This window comes from Actinosynnema sp. NPDC053489 (assembly GCF_044544865.1).
Taxonomy (GTDB): domain Bacteria; phylum Actinomycetota; class Actinomycetes; order Mycobacteriales; family Pseudonocardiaceae; genus Actinosynnema.
The window spans coordinates 452,603-476,069 of sequence record NZ_JBITXT010000001.1 but is presented as its reverse complement, the minus strand read 5'-3'; the positions used below and the strand labels follow the sequence as shown (position 1 = coordinate 476,069).

Here is a 23,467-nt window from a genome sequence, read left to right as displayed (position 1 = left end):
CCTGGGTCGGTGTCGGTCGGTCACGGGGTCACGCGGTGCGGGCGGTAGGTGATCCGGCCGTCCCGCACGACCAGGTCCAGCTCGACCGGCGAACCGCCCGCCTCCCCGGTCAGCGGGGTCAGCGCGAGCGGTCGCGGGCCGCCGTGGTGGATCAGCACGGTCCGGCCCAGGTGCGTGGCGATGAGGCGCCCGACCAGGTCGCGGGCGTTGGTGGCGCTGGCGGTCTCCGCCTCCGGGTCGTCCGGGCGCACCGCCCGGGTGCGGGTGTCGGTCAGCGCGGCGTGCAGGTGGCCCCGGTGCGCCGGGTTGGTGAGGGTGTGGCGGGCGACCGCCCGGGTCACCTCGTCCCCGGCCGCCGCCCGGTCGACCGCGGCGCGCCGCAGCTCCCGCGCGTCGACCCCGGCGGCCTGGCCCGCCGCGGCGTAGAGGCCGGCGGGGGCGATGAGGTTGCGCCCGGTCAGCGGGTCGACCACCAGGCGTGGCAGCTCGTGGGCCAGGTGCCGCATCTGCCGCAGCGCGTCGTCGTAGGGGTCGGACGCCACCAGGCCGTGCGCGGCCAGGAGCTTGTGCTCCTCCTGGACCCCCGCCGACAGGCCGGTGAACGGGGCCGGCACCGGTGTGGACACCGCCGGGTTGAGCTTGTTCTTCTTCCGGTTGCCCAGGTTCACCTTCATGGCGGGCGTCGGCGTCCAGGTGTTGTCGGTCCGCCCCGGTGGTGGCAGGCGGAACGGCTCGGTGAGGGCGTGGTCCCTGGTGGCCAGCCCGTCCCGCTCGTCGGCGAGCTTCGTGCCGTCCTTGGCCTTGCGGTCGGCGAACAGCCGCTCGGGCACGTTCTTCAGCGTGACGTGCGACTGGCGCAGCGAGTTCTCCAGGAGCAGGTGGTAGGCCATCCGGGACAGGTCGGTGCCGGTGGCGCCGTCCACGAAGTCCACGCTGAACGCCTGCCCGCGCAGCGGGTGCCCGTTGTTCTGCGCGTCGGCGGCCAGCCGTTCCCGGGCCTCGGCCAGGTCGTCCGGGGTGGGCGGCGCGTGCAGCGCGGCCAGCTCCCGGGCGTAGAACTGGTTCAGGGCCTTGCCGAGGCGGCTGAACTCCGCGCCGCCGGGCCCGAACCGGACCTCGGGGTCCGCCAGCGGGACGAGGGCGTCGAAGAACAGGTTCGGCTCGGGGGTGTAGGGCAGCAGCGGGTGCACGGCGGCCTGGTTGCGCCGGGCGTGCATGTCCTCGGTGATCATGAGTTCGAAGTTCGCCACGAACGGGTCGTCCTCGACCCGGTCGACGAGCGCCCGCTTGGCCTCGGGGGCCAGGTTCGGATCGGCGTTGATCCGCGCGATGGTGTCCCGGCGCAGCTGCGCCCGGTCGGAGACGCGGTAGCCGCCGCCGACCAGCAGCGGGCGCAGCGGTTCCCGGGGGCCGTCGTCGTCGGGCGCCCGCATCAGGTCGGCGACGTGGTCGAAGACGTGCCGGCCGCGCTGCGTGCGGCGGTCGCTCGCGTCGAAGTCCATGACCGCCACGTACGGGTGGGTGCCGTTGGCCGCCAAGGCGTGCACGGCGAACACGTGCGCGTCGCTGTCCAGCGTGCGGTTGCGGGTCTCGCCGAAGCGGAAACCACCGGGCGGGTGCGGCAGGCCCACCAGGGCGATGGGCTCGGCGCGGGCGGCGATCACCGCCCTGGCGCGGTCGATCGCGTCGGCGACGTCGGCGGCGGTGGGCGCGTTCACGCCGAGCACGAACGCCACCCGACCGCCCAGGTCGCCGGCGTGGGCGGTGATGCCGTCGAGGACCCGGTCCAGGTCGCCCAGCTCGCTCGCCCGGACGATGATGTTCACCACGAACGAGGGAGGCTCCCCGCTCTCGATGCCGCTCCGGGTGCGGTCGAGGTAGTCGACCTCGGTGATCCGGCGCAGCGGTCGGCCGCCCGCCAGGTCCGCGAACGCCGCGTTGTGGGCGCCGCCCGCGTTGACCAGGGTGACCTCCGTGTCGGTCATCTCGACTTCCCGGTCGGTGGCGGCGGCCGGGCCGCGGTGCTTCTTCGACCGGTCGGCCGACGGCTCGTCGAGGTCCGCGGCGCCGGCGCGGCGCTTGGGCGCGGCGGGTGCCGGGACGTCGGCGGTGAACTCTTCTGGGGTGAACTCCTCTGGGGCGGGCTCGTGGGAGGACTCCAGCGCCCTCATCCGGTCGTCGACCAGCCGGAGGTGCCTCGGCTTGAGCGCCGCGCCCGGGGCGTCGAGGCCCGCGGTCATCGGGGTGTCGTCGTGCACCACGCGGCCCCGGCCGTCCCGGTGCTGGAAGATCGGCTTCACCGCGCCGGGCTCGAAGTACTCGTCGCGCAGGCCCAGGAAGTGCCCGATCTCGTGCGCCAGGCGGCGGGCATCGGTGTCCACGGGCCACGTCAACTGGTCGGCGCGGCCGGCGGGCGCGGTGACGGCGATGCGGGCGTGGGCGTCGGCGGGGTCGTCGGTGAACTCGACCGTGACGTGGAACTGCTGCCCGCCGGGCAGGCGGTGGCCGCGGTTGAACACCTCCTCGACGCCGGCGAGCGCGCGGGCCCGCAGGTCGGGGTCCGGTCGGTCCAGGTGCAGGCGGACGGTGAAGTCCCGGACCGGTGTCCCGTCGATCTCCAGGTCGCGCACGTCGTAGGCGATGGGACCGCGCCAGGCCCGCAGCACGATGCCCTCGGGGCCGATCGTGGTGCTGTCGAGGACGCCCGCGTCCTCGCCCCGCACCCAGCGGGTGGGCGGCGTGGTGGAGCGGGCCTCGGCGACGGCGGCGGAGGGCACCGGGTGGTGCGGGTCGAACCACGGGGCCGAGGCGGCGGTGCTGCGCAGGGGGTTCGGGTCGTCGGCGGGATTCGGCGCCGGGGAGGTCGGGGGCGTGCCGGTCGGGGCCGGTGGTCGGTGAGCGGGTGCGTTCGGCGCCGGGGAGGGCGTCGGGTCACCCGGTCGAGGACGGGAGACGAGGGTGAAACCGGGACCGGTCCCGGGGTCGGTCTGCAACGGCCCGGTGGCCGCCCACACCCGGCGGGGCGGGCCGGCATCGCGCAGCGCCTCGGCGAACTCCCCGGCCGCCCTGGCCGACGCGGCCGGGTTCGCGGGGTCGAACGCGACCAGCCGCACCGGCACCCCGGGGTCCGCGGCGAGCCGCTGGAACACGGGCGACCCGAGGACCCGCTCGGCCAGCCCGGCACCGTCGACCAACTCCCCGTCGACCAGGAACCGGTCGCCCCGGGCCGCGGCGAAGACGTGGAACGCCTTGTCGCCGGTCGGCGGCAGCGACGCGTGCAGCGGTTCCCAGCGGGGCTTGTCCCACCGACCGCCCTCGTTGAAGCTCAGGCCGCCCACCGCGGCGTCCGTCGGGGGGTGCGCGTTGCCCCAGGGCGAGTGCTCCAGGGCCGCGAACGCCGTGTAGAGGTCCTCGACCCACTCGTCGAAGACGTCCTCCTCCGGCAGGTCCGCCAGCACCGCCTGCCCCAGTTCGTGGTCGGTCAGGTGGAACTGGACGGTGGCCGACGGCGTGGCGCCCTCGGGCACCCGCTCGCCGAGCACCCGGACCGGGATCAGCGCCGGGTCGATGGCCACCCCCGCCGTCGCGAGCCGCGCCGCCTCCGCGGCCAGCGCCGCCCGGAACGCCGCCTCGACCGCCTGGGCCCGTGACATCCCGGGTTCGCGCGCGCGCCACGGGTACCGCGAGCCCCGGCCGCGACCGGTGATGGTGACCTCGGGCAGCGGGACGCCGTTGCGCATCCGCCACCACGCCGCCCGCACCACCGCCCGCGCGGCGCCGGCCAGGTCCTCCCCGTACCGGGCGCCGTCGACCTGCTTGCCGTTGTCCGGGAACGACAGCGCCAGCGGCGGGATCGCGGTGACCACGAGGTCCGAGAGCGGCACCGACGGCACGTCGTCGGAGTCGGGCAGGGCCTCGCGGTAGGCGCCCTCCCCCAGGACGCGCAGCACCGCGGACTCGTCGTTGTTGATCGTCTTGGCCGTCGCGCCGAACACCTTGTCCGAGCCCTCGACCGCCCGGTGCCACCTCGGCTTGAAGCGCTCAGCGGCGTTGGCCGCGCCGTGCGGCGCCGGTGCGTTCTGCAGGCACTCGCGCAGCACCACCCACGCCTTGGGCGAGCGCCGGGCGTTGCGGTAGGAGGCGGCGGCCGCGGCGACCTTGGCCGCGTCACCCCCGTTGACGTGGACGCGGTCGCCCAGGTGCAGCGGCTGGTCGGTCTTGAGCCCGACCGAGATGCCGGTGGGCGCACCGTGCCCGCCGATGAACCACGGCGGGACCCCGGCTGCCAACCAGGGCGCGAGGTGGGGCACCTGGCGGGTGCGGGGCCTGCCCCGGGCGTCCCGGCCCCCGGTGAACTCCTCGCGCAGGTAGAGGCGCAGCCCGACCGCCCGGGTGCGGCGCGCGCTGCGCGCCCGGATGTAGACCTCCCCCTCGTCCTGCGGGTAGAAGTGCCCGAACAGGCCGGCGGAGTCGGACGCGGCGGGGTAGTCGGCGACGTCCTCCGGTTCCGGCCTGGGTCGGTCGTGGGTGACCAGCGGCCCGCCGTCCACTTCGAGCACGCCGTCCGGCCGCAGCGCGACGGTGTGCGGGGGCACGTGCAGCCGCCGCGAGTAGCCGCCCTTGAGCAGCGAGCGGGTGAACTCGTCGCCGCCGGGCGTGGTCCCGTCCGGCGACACGAGCACGATCGACCGCTCGGGCGCGCCGCCCCCGCTCCGGCCGAGTAGGTCGCGCAGCACGGGGTCCGCCCGCAGGACCCGGGCCAGCTCCGCCGGGGACGTCCTCTCCCGCTTGCCGTCCCGCCGGGTGCCGAGGTAGCCGTCGCCGTCCGAGTGGGCGATGAGGAACAGCGGCAGCGTGCCCTTGTCCCACGGCGACTCCCGCTGCGCCACCCCGCCCTGCGCGTCCTTGACCGCGTAGCGGTCCGCGCGGCCGGCCAGGACGTTGGCCGCCCACCTGACCGCGGCGGCGTACCGCGAGTCGTCGCCGGGCGCCCGCACGTACAGGGCGACCGGGGCACCGTCGCGGTTCTTCAGCACCTCCGTCCTCAGGTCGCCCGCGCGCAGGACGGAGACCAGGGCGAAGTCGGTGCCGTCCGGACCGCGCGAGGCGTACACGTCCGGGTGGAACCCCTCGGCGCGCAGCGCACCGGCGAAGTCGAACCCGAGGCCGCCGAAGTTCACCCGCTCCCCGGCGTGGCGGGCCTCCAGGACCACCGGCCGGGCCGGGTCCGCCTCCAGCGCCGCCCGGAACACCGGGTCGGCGAGCAGCACCCGGCCCAGCCCCCGGCCGTCCACCTCGTGCTCGTGGCGCACCCCGTCGTGCTCGGTGACCAGGCGGGCGTACGTGCCGTCGGGCGAGTCGACCACGACGCGCAGCGGTTCCGGACCCGGCGAGCCGTCCGCGGGCCGCCACGGCCCGTCCGGCGCGGGACCGCGCGGGGGCTGCCGGTCGGTGACCGGGAACGTGAACACCGAACCCGACGACTCGCGCACCACGTGCCCGGGCGGCAGCGGGTCGCCCTCGGTGAACCGGTGTCCCCTCGGCAGGGCCGGGAAGGGCCAGCCCCCGGCGACGTCGATCCCGCCGGTGTAGTGGTAGCCCTGCCACGGGCCGCTCAGCTCGCGCAGCTTCGCCAGCAGCCGACCGCTGATCGGGCGGCCGCGGCCCGGCTTGGCGTACCGGTCGTGGCTCATCACCACCAGCGGCGGTCGGACGGTCTGCTCGCCGAACCGCTTGAACTGCTCCGAGGCCAGCAGCAGGCGCGCCGTTTCGTCGACCGACAGGCTCCGCGCCGTCCCGTCGACCAGCGGGACGACGAACTCGTCGCCGTCGCTCTCCAGCAGCAGCGTGGCCGGACGGGTCCGGTTCCCGGTCGTCGCCGCGGCCCACGGCGCGACCTTCCACTGGTCCTTGGTGACCTGGTCGGCGCGACGCGGCTGCTCGGCCACCACCCGGGTGCTCTCGTCGGTCGCCCGGGAACCCAGCTTCGCCAGCGTGCGGCGCGCGCGGGTGTCGGTGGCGAAGCCCACGCCGTACGCACTGCCGTCCGCCCGCTTCAACGGCTCCCACCGCACGTCCTGCGGCCGGACCGGGAGGAGCACGCGGCGGAAGTCGTAGACCCCGTTGGAGACCTCGACCTCGCGGTGCGCCCCCGGCCCCCGCAGGGCCTCGGCGAAGTCCCGCGCCGCCTGCTCGGACTCCGCGCGGTGCGCCGGGTCGAGCCCGATCAGGCGCACCCGCACCGAGGGGTCGGCGGCGTGCGCCTGGAAGTGCGGCGAGTCGCGCACCAGCCGGCCCAGCGCGGCGCCGTCGATCAAGGAGCCGTCGACCAGGTACTTCCCGCCCTTGGCCGTGGCGAACACGTAGAAGGGCCGGTCCCCGGTCGACGGCAGCGACTGGTAGGTCACCCGCCAGTGGATGTCGTCGGACCCGTCGCCCACGCCCAGGCTCATGCCACCGGACGCGGTCCGGGACGGCTGGAAGTGGACGTCCGCGCGCGAGCGGGTCGCGCCGGTCTTCGAGGACTCGCCGGCGGTGGGCGGGTTGGTCGGGTCGGTCCCGGGCAGGGCGCCGCCGGGGACGCCGCGGGTGCGCAGGGTGCCGAACCACCTGCCCAGCTGCCGCGCCAGGTCGAACGCGGCGGTCTCGCCGTTGACCGCGTACTCCCGGGCGACCACGGCGCGGATCTGGTCGACCCGCTGCTCCCGCGCGAGCTGCTCGGGGGTGCGCGAGCCGATGAACACCGCCCCGTCTGCCGCGGGCACGAGCCTGCGCGCCTCCTCCCGCAGCATCTCCTGCCGGAGGAACGGCAGCCCGTCCAGGAAGTCCAGCGCCGACTCGACCTCGGCCGCCCAGGACGCCTCCTCGTCCTGCTCGTCCTCCGGCTCGTCCTCGACCGCCACCCGCCCGAGGTCGCCGGCGAGGTCGTCCACCGGGTCGTGGCCGGGAACCGAGGGCGCGAGGTCGTCGGGGCGGTCACCGTCCTCGGACCCGAACGGCGACAGCGGCTCGCCGCGGGCGAAGCGCTCGGCCTCGTCGCCGTCCCAGTGCGGGCCCTCGGGGAGCGGGCTCCGGCCGCGGACGGGACGCCCGTCGGGGGCCAGCGCGATGGCGTGCACGGTGTCGGAGGCCCAGCGCACGTTGCCCTCGGCCGGTTCGACCGTGCCCCGGCGCGGGTCCACGACGAGGACGCGCCCGTGGTGGTTGACCACGTTCCAGGCTTCGTCCGGCCCGTACGGGGGGCTGCCGAACACGAGCGCGCTCGTGCCGTGTCCGCCGCGCCGGACCCGGTCCGCCACCTCGACCAGGGCGCTGGGCCCGCGACCGATGAACTCCGGCGCATGGCCGACCTCCACCGCCAGGTGCGCCCGCCCCAGGCCGGTGCCCGGCGGCACGGTCGAGGCGGGGCGCGGCTCGCCCCGGTAGGTCTGGTGGAAGGCGATCGCGAGGTCGAGCCGGTCGACGTCGCGGCCGGCCCCGCCGAGCAGGCCGACGAACCGGCGGGGGTCGGTGAACCGGCTGCCGGGCGGCACGGCGGCCCGCAGCCTGCGCACGGACGCGGGCGGTGGCGGGATCGGGGTCGGGGCCGGCGCGCCCGGCCGGTGCGGGGCCGTGACCAGACCCGAGCCGAACGACGCGGTGCCGCCGGAGTACCGCGCGTCCATCTCCAGGAGGAGGTTCTCCGTGAGGGCGCGCGCCGCCGGTTCACCGATCGTGGTCACCCAGTGGGCCACCAGGTCCGCCAGCTGCCCGACCAGTTCCGGGCCCAGCACGTCGCGGGAGTGCGGGATCTCCGAGTTGTTGACGATCCGGAGGGCGCTGGTCCGGGCGGTCCGGCGGGCGGTGGGGTCCAGGTCGGCGAGGGAGGCGTCCACCAGGGCGACGACCTCGGGCCAGGCGGGCACCAGGGTGGTCGCACGTCCGGTGTCGAGGCGGTCGGCCAGGTCCGAGCGCCGCACGTCGTCGGAGGCGCGGAAGTCGTCGTGGAACAGCCGCAGCCGCACCGGGGTCAGCCGTGCGTTCAGCGCCGCGAACCGCTCCCGGGCCGCCGGGCTCAGCGACCGGTGCCAGTCGCGGAACTCCCTCCGCCACAGCACCTCGTCGACCAGGGCGTCCGGGTCGTCCAGCGGGCCGGGGGCCGGCTCCCGCACCCAGGGCGGCACCGGCTCGCCCGCACCGACGACCACGACGCGGTTGCGGCTCGGGTCCCCGTCGTCCGACCGCACGCCGAACAGCTCCGCCCACCTGTCCGGGGTCAGGGGGGTGCCCGGGCTGACCGAGGGGTCCAGGACGAGGTGGTGCGGCGGTCCCCCGTCGCCCGGGTCGACCTCGACCGCCACCGCGGCCCGGAACGCCGAGGTCACGCCGCGCGGCTGGTCGTCGGTGCCGCCGAAGGCGTGCGGCGAGGGGAAGCGCAGCGGGTCGCCGCCGCCGAGGAACACCGTCGCGACGCCGGGCACGCCGGCGTCGCGCAGCTCCGCGGCCCACGAGCGGGCCCGCGCGAGCCCGGGGTCCTCGACGTGCTCGTCCAGCAGGCTCGTCGGCACGCCGGTCACCGGGTCGAGCGCGGAGGTGAGCAGCGCCAGGTGGTCGGCGACCTCGTCGGGCGTCGCCGGCGGGACGCGCCGGGCCGGTCCCCCCGAGGACTCCCCCGCGCCGTGCGGATCGGTCCGGCGGGGCGGCGGGGCGCCGGCAGGCAGGCCGCTGGTCCGGACGACCCCGAACCGCCGCGTCAGCTCGCGCGCCGTCTCGGCCGCCCGACCCCCCTCGGCGTGCGCGAGGGCCACGACGGCGCGGATCTCGTCGATCCGCCGCTCCCCCGCGAGCTGCTCGGGGGTGCGCGAGCCCACGAACAGCGACCCGTTCGGCGTGGGCACGAGTTGCCTGGCCGTCTCCTCGGCCATCCGCCTGCGGTGCTCGGGCAACCGGGACAGCAGGGCGCGGGCGGAGGCCACCCGGGCCACCCACTCACCGTCGGGCCTCGGCGCCATCGGCGGGGCGGGCGGGGTGTCCCCCTGCAGGTAGCGCGCGTCGGTCCGGGTGAGCAGGTCGTCGACCAGTTCCAGCGCCTCGGCCTCGCCCAGGGTCGCGGACCAGTGGGCGGCCAGGTCGAGGACCTGGTCGGTCACGGGGCCGTCCGGCAACGGCTGCCCGTGCCGCTGCTCCACGTCGGCGACGATGCGGGTCGCGGCGAGGTGGGCGTCGTGCAGCGCGTTCGAGTCGAGCCGGGCCAGGCGGTCGGCCACCAGGGCGACGACCTCGGGCCAGGCGGGTGCCGTGGTCGTCGCCTCCTCGGTGTCGAGGGCGTCGGCGAGCCGGTCGCGCCACCCGGGGCCGGTCGGGAAGGCGTCGCGGAAGAGCTGCTTCTGCGCCCTGCTCGCCTGCTCGTGCAGCGACTCGAAGCGCTCCCGGCCCTCGTCGGTCAACGACCCGAACCACCGCTGGAACTCCCGCCCGGACCCGTCATCGGCGCCCGAGTCCACATCGGACTCGTCGGAGGGGTGGTCGGAGGGGTCGTCGGCGACCGCCGGGAACGGGCGGCTGAACACCCGCACACCCGACGACGTCCGGAACTCCTCCATACCGGTCCGCCGACCGCCGTCCCCGTCGAAGTCCGACCCGGAGTCGGCATCGGAGTCGGAGTCGGAGTCGGCCGAGCGGGTTTCCGGGGACGAGTCGACCGAGCCGAACGCCAACCCCCCGTCATCCGGGGAAACCCCGGCCGGGTCGCCGGCGACCGCCGGGAACGGGCGGCTGAACACCCGCACACCCGACGACGTCCGGAACTCCTCCACGCCGGTCCGCCGACCGCCGTCCCCGTCGGAGTCCGACCCGGAGTCCGACCCGGTCGAGCGGGTTTCCGGGGACGAGTCGACCGGGCCGAACGCCAGCCCCCCGTCGTCCGGGGACACCCCGAAGAGGTGGTTGAGCAGCCGCGCGCCCCTCGCCCGCCAGGACCTCCTCGCCCCGGGCGGTGACGGGGGCGGTGGCGGGATCGGGGGTGAGGCCAGGGGTGAAGGCGTTCCCGCGGAGTGCCTGCTGGACAGGTCGGACGGGGTCCTCGGCACACCCGGTTGGGCTCCCGACCCCAGAACCGCCTCGGCCCGTTGGACGCGCGCCTGGGCCGCCTGGAGCCGAACGGCGACCTCGGTGACGCGGGCGGCGTCCCCGGGACCGGCCTGACCGGTGTGCAGTCGGGTGTACAGCTCGTGCTGCGCCACGAAGGCCGCCGCCAGGTCGCGCCGGGCGTCCAGCAGCTCCGTCCACGCGCCGGACCCGCGGTCGGCGGTGGCGAGCGCGGCGAGGACGGTGCCGCCGGTGATCGGCGCGCCCGGCGGGGGCGAGGTGCGGTCCGTGGTGGTCGGGATGCCGTGGTGCCGGGCGAACCGCTCGACCCGGGCGCGCACGTCGTCCGCGAGCCCACCGGGCGGCAGGGACAGCTCCCGCACGTCGCGGTCGAACCGGAGGCCGCCGTGCACGTGCACTTCCAGGTGCAGGAACGACTGCGGCCCGATCCCCTCCAGCCCGAGCGCGTTGCGCACGAGGGCGTCGACCGGTTCCCTCATCCCCTGGGTGACCATGTCGTGCATCAGGTCCGACAGGTGCGCCGTGGGGCGGGCCGTGGAGCCGAAGGTGTAGAAGGCGCGCCGGCGGATCTCCGGCGTGAGCAGGAGGTGGCTCTCGCCGTAGTACTGGCTGCCCTCGAAGCCTCTGGTGTGGTGGTAGTTCAGGTTGACCGCGCCGAACACGGCGGTCTCCCGGGGGCCGAGGCCGCGCCGGCCGTGGATGAGGTCGTCCTTGTCCCGCCGCCAGCGCGGGTAGTTGTCGCCGCGCGACAGTTCGGTGTTCGCCTGGGTCCAGAACGCGAACCCCGGGTCGGCGTCGAGCAGGGCCCGCAGGTAGCGGGCCTGCCTCGGCCTGCGCCGTTCGACCTGCTCGGCCGCCGCCAGCGTGCCGCGCGCCTTCCGGAACCGGTCGTGGGCTTCCGCCGTGTCGACGCCGGCCGGGTTCAGCGCGAGCGCGGCGCGGTAGGCGCCCTCCAGGCGTTCGGCCTCGGCGCGCAGCGCGGGCAGGTCGTGGGTCGGCCGGTCCAGGGCGGGCAGGCTCGCGGCGTTGACCACGCGCATGCCGACCTGGGAGGCGGGCAGGTACTCGGCGTGGTCCCGGGTCAGGACGGCAGCCTTGGCCTCGTCGCCGAACAGCCGGTCCGCGGAGAACGAGATGGTCACCGGCGCGGTCTCGAACCAGTGCTCGACCCGGGCGAGGACCTGTTCCGCGGTGGCCGGGTCGGGCAGCCCCCACATCTGCTGGAGGTGGGCGACGAGCTCGGCCCGCCGCCGCGGGTCGGGCGGCGTGGCGCGGATGCGCCGCAGGTGTTCGTACTCGGCTTGGGTCAGCGCGGCCGCCGCCGGTGATCCCGGCGGGGGCACGGAGCTCGGCGTCCGCAGGTCCCGGCCCGCCGCGGTGAGGTCGTCGGCGGTGAAGGCGAGGTCCCGGGGCCCGGGGTCCCCCGGCGCGTCCGGCGCGGGGGGTGGGGTCGGCGCGAGGGGCAGTCCGGGCGCCACCAGGTCCCGCAGCGCGTCGAGCTTCTCGACGGCCCACGGGGTGAGGGTGAGGTCCAGCGACTTGGTCACCTCGCCGAGCAGCGCGGACGGGTCCCGCACCGTGACGACGCGGGTGTAGTGCGGCAGCGCGATCTCGCCGGGCAGGTGGGCCAGCTCGAAGGTGCCCCTGGTGTGCTCGTCCCGGTGCAGGAGACCTGCCTGGATCTCCTCGAAGGAGTACGAGAGCATTTCCGCCTCGTGCCGGCGGCGCAGGAGGTCCAGGGTCGTCAGCGGGTCCAGCCCGGCGCGCTCGGCGACCGACCGGACGCGGGCCGCAGCCGCCACGTCGTCGACGTCGCCGCGCAGCAGGGCGGTCAGCGGGTCGTCGGACACCAGCGCCGAGGCCACCTCCACCGCCTCGGGCGAGCCCCACGCCTCCCGGTGCGCGGCGATGATCCGGCGGGCCAACAAAGGTTTCAGCAGCGGGTCGTTGAACGACTCGGCCACGGCTCGGGCCACGTTGTCGACCACGGCGGCCAGCCGCAGCGCCTCCTGGTGGGCGGGGTTCGCCGGCTTGCCGCGTGCCAGGAACGCCGGCCGCAGGCCGTGCCTGGTGCCCGCCACCCGGCCGTCGAGCACGTCCAGCACGCGCTGGGTGTGCTCCAGCGCGGTCTGGTCCTGGCGGAACCAGGTGTCCAGGTCGTCGAGCACGAACCGCGCCACCGGGATCGAGCGGGCGCGGTGCAGCACGTCGGCGTCGCCGGGCGGCGGGTCGTCCGCACCGGTCCGCGCGGGCTCGTCGGCCGGGCGGAGGGTCGGTTCCCCGGCCGGCCCGGCGACCGCCGACGGGAACAGCTCAGCGCCGGCGCGGGCGCCCGTGTCGGTCGCCCAGGCCGCCAGCCGGTCCCGGTCGAGCATCGTCGAGTACCGGTCGGCGACGTCGTCCAGGACGAACACCGGTTCGCCCGCGATGGTGGTCGCGTGCAGGTGGACCACGCCGGACGGCGTGGACAGCACGGCCCCGCCGGCCGAGTCCACCCGGTGCCAGAACCGCTCCTGCTGCTCGGGGGTCGCCAGGTGCGCCGCCAGCGGGACGGCGTCGGGGCCCGTGGCGGAGAGGTGGCTCGCGCCGAACGGCGGACCGCCGGGTTCCGGCGCGAGCTGCGACCGGTACCGGGCCGCGTGCTTCTCCAGCGCCGCGCGGTCGGGTCCGGGCTTCCCGCTGTCGGCGGACGCCAGGTCCTGCACCACCCGGGACCACAGGCCCGCCAGTTCGCGCCACGTCTCGCGCGTGGCGGGGAGGGCCTGGTCCCGGGTCACGAGGTCGAGGGCGAGCCGCTGGAGGTTCCTGAACTCCCGGACCGCGGCCCCGACCCGCCCGCTGCCGGGTCGGGGGCCGGTCGCCAGGGCCGCGGCGCGGCCGAGGTGCAGCAGGGTCGCGAACGTCGGGGACGTGCTGCGGACGGCCGCGTCGACCGCCGCCGCGGCCGAGGTGGTCGGGAAGTACCGGTGGGTGTGGCCGGAGCCGGCGAACATCGACTCGGTGAGCGCCGCGGGGTGGGCGACCAGGGCGGCGAACAGCGTGCTGTGGACGACCGCGTCCCGGGCTTCGGCGTCCAGGTTGACCAGGCCGAGGTGGGCCAGCCGCACCGGCAGGACCGCGTCCGCCGGCACGTCCAGGCCGCGCAGGGGCGAGTGCGGCGCGGTGAACGGGTCCTGACCGCGGACCAGGTGGTCGTGGAGCTGGTCGAGCAGCCGGCTGAGCCGGTCGGGTGCGACGGGCTGGATGGCGAGGCGGTCCAGCACGACGCCGTGCCCCGCCCTGGCCGGTGGCCCCTCCAGGGCGCGGCTGGGCACCAGGCTCGCGGCCAGCAGCGCTTCGGTGACCAGCACGCGCACCCGCGCCGCGGTCTCCGGGTCGCCGAACGCCGCGAGCGAGTCGTTCAGGGCGACCAGCCGGGCACGGGTCCCCGGCGGCAGCTCGTGCGGTTCGAGCAGGTCGTCGTCTGCCAGGGAGCTGTACTCGGCCAGCTTCGCCCGCAGCTCGGCCTCGGGCAGGTCGAGCCGGGCCAGGCCGCCCACCGCGTCGGTGATGTTCGCGAACGCCGACTCCTCCGGGGTGGGGTCGGTGTCCTCGACCTCCTCCGCGGTGGGGGCGGTGTTGTCGACGTCGTCCTGCGGCGGGCTCGGGTCGAGCGGCGCCGGGTGGTGGGCGGTCTCGTCCCGGGCGGGGAGCCCTTCGCGCCGCGCGCCGGCCGACGAGGACTCGCCGGCGGTGTGCGGGTCGGGCGGTTCCACCGGGAGCGGGCCCTTGCCGAGCAGGCCGCGGGTGCGCCTGAGGTCGAACCGGGCGATCAGCTCCCGGGCCCGGTCGGCGGCGGCCTGCGGCCCGCGGCGGCGGCGCTCGTCGGCCACCACGGCGCGGACCTCGTCGAGCAGCCGCTCCCGCGCGATCTGCTCGGGCGTGCGCGTCCCCAGGAACAGCGAGCCGTCCGGTGGCGGGACCAACTGCCGCGCCTCGTCCTGCAGGCGCTCGTGCGCGGTGGTCGACAGCTTGCCCAGGTTGCGCCGCGCCGCCGCGACCTCGTCGGCCCACGACCCCGGGGCCGGCAGGTCCTGCACCGCGGACATCAGGTCGTCGAGGTCACCCGACTCGGGGATCGGCGGCAGCACCGGCGCCCTCCGGGAGGTGGACGGCCCGCGCTTCGGGTCGGCACCACCCCGGTCCACACCACCCCGGTCGGCCCCGCCCTGGTCGGCGCTGCCCCGGTCGGCGCTGCCCTGGTCAGCCCCGCCCTGGTCTGCACTGCCCCGGTCCACACCACCCCGGTCGGCCCCGCCCTGGTCTGCACTGCCCCGGTCCACACCACCCCGGTCGGCCCCGCCCTGGTCTGCACTGCCCCGGTCCACACCACCCCGGTCGGCACTGCCCCGGTCAGCACCAGACCGGCCGGGCGACTCCTCCGGCGTGCCGTCCGGCGTCCGGTCGGCACGCCGCTCCAACGCCTCCTGCTCGTGCAGGGCGGCGACCTCCCGGTCGTACACCGCCTTGGCGTCCCACCACTCCCCCTCCGCCTTCCGCTCGGCCTCGACGGCCGTGCGCTCGGCCTCCAGCGCGGCGGCGTACCGGCGTAGCTGGTCGATGGTGACGCCGCCCTCGGACAGCTCGGCGACCAGCGCCTTCCTGCGGTCGTCCAGCCTGCCCAGGTCCGTCTGCCCGGCGTGCCAGGCGCGACGGGCGACGATCAGGTCCGCTCGCGCCTTCCGCACGGCCGCGGGACCGCGGGTGCGACCGCGCTGGGCGGCCGCCTTCATCGCGGTGTCGAGTCGTCGCCGGAGGTCGCGCACCTCGGCCTGCTGCTCGGCGAACACCTCCTCCAGCTCGTCCAGCTCGACCAGCCGGTTCGCGCGCGAGCGGGCGGCCACGTCGATCGGGCGCTCCCTGGCCTCGCGCTCGGCGGTCGGCGCGAGCGCGCGCTGCTCGGCGGCCAGCCACGCCTTGCCCTTGGCCGCCAGGTCCCTGGTGGCCTTGACCAGCTCCGGCGGCAGCGTCTTCCCGGTCAGCTCGGTGGCCGCGGTGTCGCGCATCCGCACCGCGTACGCGTCGTGCGTGGTCAGGTCCCGGTAACTGACCGCGACCCTGCCCGACGACGGCTTGGTCGCGGGCATGGCCACAACCCGGAACTCGGCGCCGGTCAGCAGGACGCGGGACAGCTTGTCGTCCGGTGCGATCGTCCACGGCATCAGCGGGTCGAAGGTGCGGGCCGGGCCCGCGGTCCTGGTGTGCTCCGCCTGCTCGTCCTGGGGACCGGTGACCGTGGTGACCTGCCGCTGTGCCGAACCGGACTTGTCGTCGAACGCCTGCCGCACGGGCGGTTGGCCGGACCCGTCGGGCGGGACCGAGTTCGACTCGCCACCGGTGCCGAACGGCGCGGTCTCCAGGAGCTCCACCTCACCGCCCGCGGTGATCTTCACCTCCTCCTTCTCGGTGTTCATCCGGTAGGACCGGATGTCGACACCGGCGCTGGCGCTGGCGAAGCGGGGCTTGCCCGGCAACCGGATGTGGATCTCCAGGGAGCGGTCGACCCCGCCGGGCAGCGGCACCTTGAACGTGCCCTCGGTCCCGGCGGACAGCCCGGCGCGCACCGCGGCGGGCGTGATGCCGGCCTTCACCGCCCGCTCGACCTGCGCGGTGATCGGGACGCCGGAGTGGACGAGCACGTCCTTGGCCAGGGACCGCAGCCGTTCCACGTCGCCGAAGTAGTGCTCGGCCCAGTAGTCCTCGACGGCGGGCAGCCGCGTGGTCTCCCGGTCGCCGCCGGCCCGCCAGGCCGCCAGGTCGTCGTCGGTCATCACCGCGGACCTCGCCGGGGCGCTCGGTTCGGCCGAGCCGAGCAGGCCGCCGTGCTCCGGTTCGGGGAACGCCTCTTCGGCGAGCTTGGTGATCCGCACGTCCTCGGACACCCGGACGGAGGCCAGGTCCCTGCCGTGCCGCCCGATGCCGACGGTGAGGTCGAGCTTCCAGCGGTGGCTCGCGGCGGGGCCCTTGAGCGCGCCGCTCTGGGTGTACTTGGTGGCTTTCTCCGCCGTCTTCTTGCGGTCGCGGATGCCGGAGAGCTTCTCCACGCCGAGGCCGCCGCCGACCTGGCCCTGGGCGCGGCCGTCGGTGGTGGCCGGGCCCTTCTCCTCGCGGACGGTCAGCGCGGGACGGGCGGAGGCGAGCCAGGTGAACAGGGTCCGCGCCCGGCTCTTGACCGTCTTGACGCCGAACTCGGCGGTCACCGTCGACTTGAGCTTGGTGAAGTTGCCGACCACACCGCGTTCGGGGGCCTGGGTGAACGTCGCGTCGAGCGTCAGGTCGTAGGTGCGCCCGCTGAAGCGGTCCTCCAGCCGCACCGGTGTGGACGTGCCGCCGTTGATCAGGCTGTTGACCATGCGGTTCGCGTCGGACAGGAACCACTTGACCGCGGCGATGTTGGCGTTCTTCGGGTCCAGCGAGCTGTCGGGCAGCAGCCGGGCCGCCAGCTCGGGGCCGACGTCGGGGTTGGCGGCCAGCTTCACGCGCAGGGCGTCGACCTGCGCGCTCAGGTCGATCGGCTCGATGATGCCGCCCAGGCCGATCGACGGCTTGGCCGACCCGCCCGGCCGCAGCGACGCGGGCGGCTCCACGCCGCGCTCGGCGGTGGCGGTGGGCTCGACGCGCTGCGGCGGTTCCCCGGTCCGCAGCTCGTGGAACTGCTCCTCGGTGAGCCAGACCAGGGCCGACTCGGGCAGGTCCACGACCGCGCCCTCGGTCCGCGCCGGGTCGGGCCGCACCAGGCCGAAGCTGAGGTTGCCCTTGTGCTGCGCCTCCGCGACCACGGTGGACTCGATGTCGACCCTGGCCAGGACCATCCTGCGCGCCGGGGTCCCGACGGCGAGCTTCTCGCCGCCCTTCAGGTGCACGGCGGCGGTGTGGCCCCGGCTGACGCTGTACGGGGAGGCGGCGATCACGAAGACACCGCGCGCGGCGACCTCGTTGGTGCCGCCCGCCGCGCCCGTGAAGCCCTTCTGGGTCAGCAGCGGCACCGCGACCACGTAGCCGCGGAACTGGTCGACGGTGCCGCCGGAGCCGGACACCTTGGCCGACGCCTCGTGCTCGCGCACCACCTCCTGGAACTCCTCGGCGGTGACCTGGCGTGCCGAGAGCTTCGGCCGGAACGCCACGCCCAGGGTCGCGACCAGGTCCTCCGCGCGGCGCTCGTAGACCAGCTGCGAGGAGTCGATGATCGTGGTGCGGCTGAACAACCGGGGGTCGCCCTTGAGCGACTCGGGCGAGAGCCGGGTGTTGATCGCGCGGGCGATGGCCTGGTCCCGGGAGCGCACGACCGGGTCGTGGTCGGAGGCGGCGCTCAGCACGTCGGTCGCGGCGGCCTGCAGCTCGGGCGCGGCGGTGAACGCCACCACCTCGATGTCGTCGAAGGAGCGGGACATCGGGGCCGGCAGGGCGTGCGGCGGCTTGAGCAGGGCCGGGTCGACCGGTCGCGTCGGTTCGGGCGTGCGGGCGTCGCCCCCCTCGTCCTGCCCGGGCCGGCCGAGCAGCGCCTCCGGGACCAGCACCCGCAGCTCGAACTCGACGGGGTCCGGTGCGGCGAGGGGCAGCACCTCGGGCGCCTGGCGGCCAGGACGCCCGAAACTGATCTTGCGAGCACCCTTCTTGGGCCGCTCGGTGAAGTCGATCTCGCCGGTGATCGTGACCTTGGCGCGGAACTGGCGCACCGCGCGGTTGCCGACCTTGCCGTCCGGGGTGAGGGAGTCGCCCCGCTTGCGCTCGGTGTTGCGCTTGCCGGTCAGGGTCGACGACACCTCGGCGATCCACGCCCGGGAACCGCGCACGCCCGCCAGCAGCACGCCGAACGCGACCGTCGAGTCCGTCGAGCCGAGCGGCCCGAGCGCCCGGCCCTGCGGACCGCCGCCGATCTCGAACTCCCGTCCCCGCCCCGTCTCGACGGTGGTGACGTCCTTGTTCTTGGACAGGCCGTGGACCTCGGTGGCGTCGAGCGGCTCCCCCTCCTCGACGGGGCCGACGTCGGCCTTCAGCACGACCGTGACGGTGTGGTCGTGGACCCAGCCCCCGTGCTTGAGCGGGATGAACAGGCCCGACCCGCGGTCGGACATGTGCTCGACCAGGTGGGAGATCTCCTGCTCGGAGAGCGCGTCGCCCAGGTTGGCGCCGAGTTCGAGCGCCTTGGCGACCTTGGTGGTCAGCTTGCCGTTGTCGACGTCGGGACCGGTGAACGAGTGCGCGTACCGGTGCTTGTTCGCCGTGCGGTTCTCCAGGTGCCGCAGGAACTTCTTCTGGTCGAGGTACCACCTCTTCTCCGAGGACAGCTTGGTCAGCAGGGGCTGGAACGCCCGGTTGAGCAGTTCGCCCTGGTCGAGCTCCTCCACCAGGCCGAGCAGCGCCCGGCCGTCCTCGAACTCGCGCGGGCCGCGCGTCGTCCGGTCCGGGCCGGAGCGGAACATCTCGCCGTCCGGCCGCCGCGGGACGATCCCGGAGCGGCGGGCGTGCTCCTGGGTGCTCCACTGGTGGGAGCTGACGTTGCCGTCGAGCTTCCAGGGCTTGCGCCCGGCCCGGCCGACCTGGCGGACCTCGATGTCGTAGACCATCTCGTAGCGGACGGCGTCGCCCTTGATCTCCACGGCGTCCTTCGCCGCGGTCGAGTGCTCCAGGCCGGAGGAGGCGTTGCGCTCCAGGCTCGTGTTGTAGGTGAGGCCGCCCGCCACGGTGACGAGGGGTTGGACGTCACCGCCGCCGCCGACGAAGCCGGACAGGCCCCAGCGGCGCTTCAGCTTGTTGCGGTGGGAGTGCTCGTGGTGGTCGTGCCGCCGCTCGGTGATCGACGTGTTCGGCGCGGTGCCGTCGACCCGGACCCACCGGGCCACCGCCCGCATCTCCAGCTGGGTGATCCTGGTCCGCCACTCGAACCCGCCGCGGTTCTTGCCCTTGAAGATCGGCTCGGAGCGGATCCAGCCCGCCTCCGGGTCGGCGGTCCCGTCGAAGACCGTCATCCTCCGCAGGTTGGACCGGATGTTGCCCTCGCTGACGAACTCGTGGACCACGTCGCGCCCGTGCGCGCCCACGGAGGTCGCCTTCGCGTACCGGGGTCCCAGCAGCGCGATGACCTGGTCGGCGAAGGGGCGGATGCCCCCGGACTCCGCGCCCCGGTTGACGACGACCGACTCCGGGACGAACCGCCTCGGCGGCGGCGCGTCCCGGTCCACCGGGTGGATGCCGTGCCGCGCCAGGGCTTCGACGTCGCTCTCGGTGCCCGCGTCGCGGTCCTTCGGCGCGGTGGTCGCGAGGACCAGGGCACCCGCGTCGTCCTGGGTGGCCAGCTCCGTGGAGGTGGTGAGCAGGACCTCTCCCCCGGCTTCGACCTCCCGGACCTCGCCCTCGACCCGCACCGGCCGCGCGCGCTCGTCGAAGAGGGAGAACCGCACCGTCAGGGGCGCGGTGACCTCCTGCGGCGAGCCGAAGGCGATCGCCGACGACCGGGCCAGCTCCGACTTGGTCCCGCCGCCGACCTCCTCGGTCGGCGCGATCGGCACGCCGGGCACGAACTGGACGACGATGCCGGGCAGGCCGGAGAACTGCACGACCGGCAGCAGGTTGGCGTCGCGCTTGTGGCCGGACTCGTCCGCGGTCCTGCGCTTGTCCTTCGACTCCGCGTTCAGGGTGTAGGTGCCCTTGCCCTCGACCTGGAGGCCGTCCCAGTCGAACGTGGAGCGCATCCTCAGCTCGTAGTACTTGCCGTCGCCCTTGACGACGGCCCGCGCGCCACCGTCGACCAGGGTGCCCGCCACGGAGTCGGCGAGTGCCTTGGCGACGTCCTCCACGCCCTTCCACACCTTCACGCGGGGTGCGAGCTTCCTCAGGTGCGCCTCGACTTCGAGCGCGGCCCCGGTGAGCTTGCCCTTCTGGGCGGCGACGCCGAGGGAACGGCTGGTGCGCAGGTAGTCGGGCAGGCTGTCCCGGACCGCCTGCCCGGTGACCGCGTCCTGCACGGTCTCGCCGCGCTGCCCGTCGTGCGCGTGGTCCTGCTCCTCCTGCTCGTGCTCACCCGGCTGGTCGACGTCGGCGGTGCGGTCGCCCTTCGTGCCGGCCGCCTCGGGGACGCCGGTGAACGCCCTGGGCAGCGGCGTGTCCGCCGGCAGGTCGGCGGTGATCTTCCCGGCCGGTTGCGCCGGGTCGCCGACGGCCAGCGCCAGGACGTCGACGTAGCGCTGCGGCACGCGCGGGTTCGGCAGCGGTCGGGGCTTGCCGTCCGGACCGACCTCGACCTGGCGGCCCATGACCGTGCCGGTCACGTCGAGCCTGCCCGGGGTCGTCGAGTACTCCTCGACCAGGCCGATCATGTGGCCGAACTCGTGCGCGGTGTGGGCGGCGAGCTGGCCCGGCCGCCAGTGGTTCTGGTCGATCTCGTGGTCGGGGTCGAGCGCGACCACGTGGTGCGCCGGCCCGTCGGCCGGTTTGGGGGTGATCCGGAAGCGGAGCAGGTCGCCGTTGGGCAGGCGGAGGTCGGGCCGGTTGTAGAACTCGTCGACGGCGAGTTGGGCGTCCCGCATCACCGCCTGCTTGGTGGCGTCGTCGTAGCGGCCGTCCGGGTCGAGGTCGACCGCCACGGTGATCTCCACGACGCTGTCGCCGCCCTGCTTCGCCCGCCGCACCTCGAACGCCGACCGGACCGGCGCGGGCCACCCCGGTGCCACGTGCACCCGACCGCGCTGCACCGGGGTCGCCTGGTCGAGCTGGTCGCGCGGGTAGCCGTGCGGGGTGGCGAAGACCGGCTGGGGCGGGGCGGTGCCGACCGCAGGACCTGCTGCGAGGTCGACCGCGGGGTTGACCGGGTCAGCCAGGTCAGCGGGGTCGCCGAGGTCGGTCGCGTCGGTCACGTCGGTGCGGCCGTCGTCGAAGATCGACTCGACCTCGACCTCGACCTCGACCTCGGAGTCGCTGTCGCTGTCGCTGTCGTACGGCTGGGTGAACGGGTCGGTGGGGGCGTCGATGACCGGTGGCAGGCCGTCCAGGTGGGTCGGGCCGGTCGGGCCGGTCGGGACGGTCGGGTTCACCGGGTCGCCGGAGGACGGGATGTCCCGACCACCGCGGACCACCGCGTCCCCCGCCTGCGGGTTCTGCTGCGGTGCCGGGGCGTTCGGCTGCGGTGCCGGGGCAGCCGGGGTGCCGACCGGGCTCTCGACCACGGGCGACGGAGCTTGGTCCACCGGCAGTTGGCTCGGCGGCGTCCCGACTTCCGGCGACCGGCCCACCGGGATCTGGCCCACCGGGATCTGGCCGACCGGCGTCTCGCCGACCGGCACTTCGCCCACCGGCGTCTCGATGACCGGTGTCTCGATGACCGGTGTCTCGGTCACCGGCGGGAAGTCCACCGGCGTCTCCGCCACCGGCGACTCGACCACCGGCACATCGATCCCCGACGGGTTTTGGAGCGACGGCGCGTTGGTCACCGGCTGGTGGTCCGGTTGCGGCGCGCTCGACACCGGCGGCGCGTCCAACGCCGGGATGCCCGACTCCGGAGTGTTCAACCCCGGAGTGTTCAACCCCGGGGTGCTCGGCCCTGACGGGTTCTGGACCGGAAGGTTCTGGATCGGAGGGTTCTGCACCGACGGCGGGTTCTGACCCACCGGGGTCAGGTCGAGCGGCGGCGTGGTGTCGGGTGGCGGTGTCCCCGGCACCAAGCTCTCCGGCGGCAACGACACCGGGTCCTGGGTGATCGGCGCGAAGTCGCCCGGCAACTGAGTCCCCGGTAGCTGAGTCTCCGGCGGCTGAGTTCCGGTCGGCGGGATGGTCGGCGGCAGGGTGGCCGGCGGTTGGGTCCCCGGCGCGAAGTTCCCCGGCGGCTGGGTGCTCGGCGGCTGAATCCCGGTCGGCGGGGTGCCCGGCGGTTGGGTACCCGGCAATTGAGCCCCCGGCAGCTGGTTGCCCGGCAACTGGGTTCCCTGTGGCAGTGCTCCAGGTGGCACATCTCCCGGCGGCTGGGTGCCGGGCGCGAAGTTCTGCGGAAGCGAGGCCTTGGGCGGCAGCGTCCCCGGCGGCAGCGTCCCCGGCGGCAGGGTGCCAGGTGGCAGTGCTCCCGGCGGCAGGACGTCGGGCTGCGTGGTGTCGGGTTGCGTGACGTCGGGCTGCGTGATCTCCGGCTGGGGTGTGCCAGGCCGGATGTCCTCGGGACCACCGACCCCCTCCGGCCCGTTCGTGAGCGGCGGGGGGAGCTGGGGGTCGGTTTGGTCGTCCCCGGTCGTCGGAACGTCCACACCGGACGGATCACCGGAGGACCCGTTGCCCCCGTTGGTGCCGCCGCCCTTGAGACCGGGGCCGTCGAGACCGGGACCGTCGAGATTGGGCACCTCCGGACCCGGCCCGCCCGTGCCCTTGTTCGCACCGCCCGGTCCCCCGAACACCTCGGGTCGGGGCACGGGCGTGAACCCGGACGTGTCCGGCGCGCCGAACTTCGGGCCGTTGACGACCTCGTCGATCGCGTCGCCGACGTCGTTGACCTTCTTGTCCAACGAGCCGCTGAACGCGCCGTTGACCGTCCCCGTCCACGCGTCGTCCATGCTCTGGCCGAGGATGCCCGCCGCGCCGATGCCGACGATGGTCTCCGCGAAGGCCTCGTTGAGCCCGTGGAACCACGCCCTGTTGTTCAGCTCCGGTTTGAACTTGTGCGCGAGCGCGTGGTTGCCGCCGATGATGCCGCCCGCCGCCGATCCGGCCACGAACTCGATCAGCGTGCTCGTCTTGTCCCAGTCGTGCCGGTTGCCCTCCAAGAACTGCGTGATCTGGGCGATCGCGCCCTGAATCACCTCCTCGACGCCCTCCTGGAGCGCCTCGACCAGCACGCGCACGATCCAGTGCAGCTGGTGGAGGATCTGGTTGACCGCCGTCCGGGCGGCGGTGATCAACGACGGCACCAGCGGCGCGGTGAACGGGCTGAGCAGCGCCGTGGCGATCGAGGCGGCGAAGAACGCGACCTCGATGTACATCCCGTAGATGGCGGCCTCGACGTTGAGCGCGAGGTCGAGCAGGGAGTCGCCCTGCCGCTGCGCCAGCGTGACGAGCTGCGGCACGGTCGACGCCAACCGCTGGACGTACCCGCGGAAGGCCGCCGCCGTCTCGCCGCCGATGGAGTTCTCCACGCCGGCGGTCAGCTCCACGAGCTGGTTGGCCAGCTCCTGGAGCGTCGCCCCGCCCTGGTACCAGTACGCCGCGTGCACGCGTCCCTGGTCGACGTCGACCCGCTGCGCCTTGCTGCCCGCGATGAGGACCCACAGCCAGTCGAACGCGGGGTCGGGAGGGGGGAGGATCACCGGTCAGCCCCTCCTCCGGAACTCCTGCGGCACGACGACTTCCCACGGGGTCGGGCGAA

Annotated in this window: 1 protein-coding gene; it reads right to left on the bottom strand. The window is 75.1% G+C overall.

Annotated features, from left to right (window positions below; translation table 11 throughout):
• Positions 1-20: 20 nt before the first annotated feature.
• Entirely contained in the window at positions 21-23,408 is a 23,388-nt protein-coding gene (locus ACIGNX_RS01765; RefSeq protein WP_396535202.1) for a hypothetical protein, read from the bottom strand.
• Positions 23,409-23,467 lie beyond the last annotated feature (59 nt).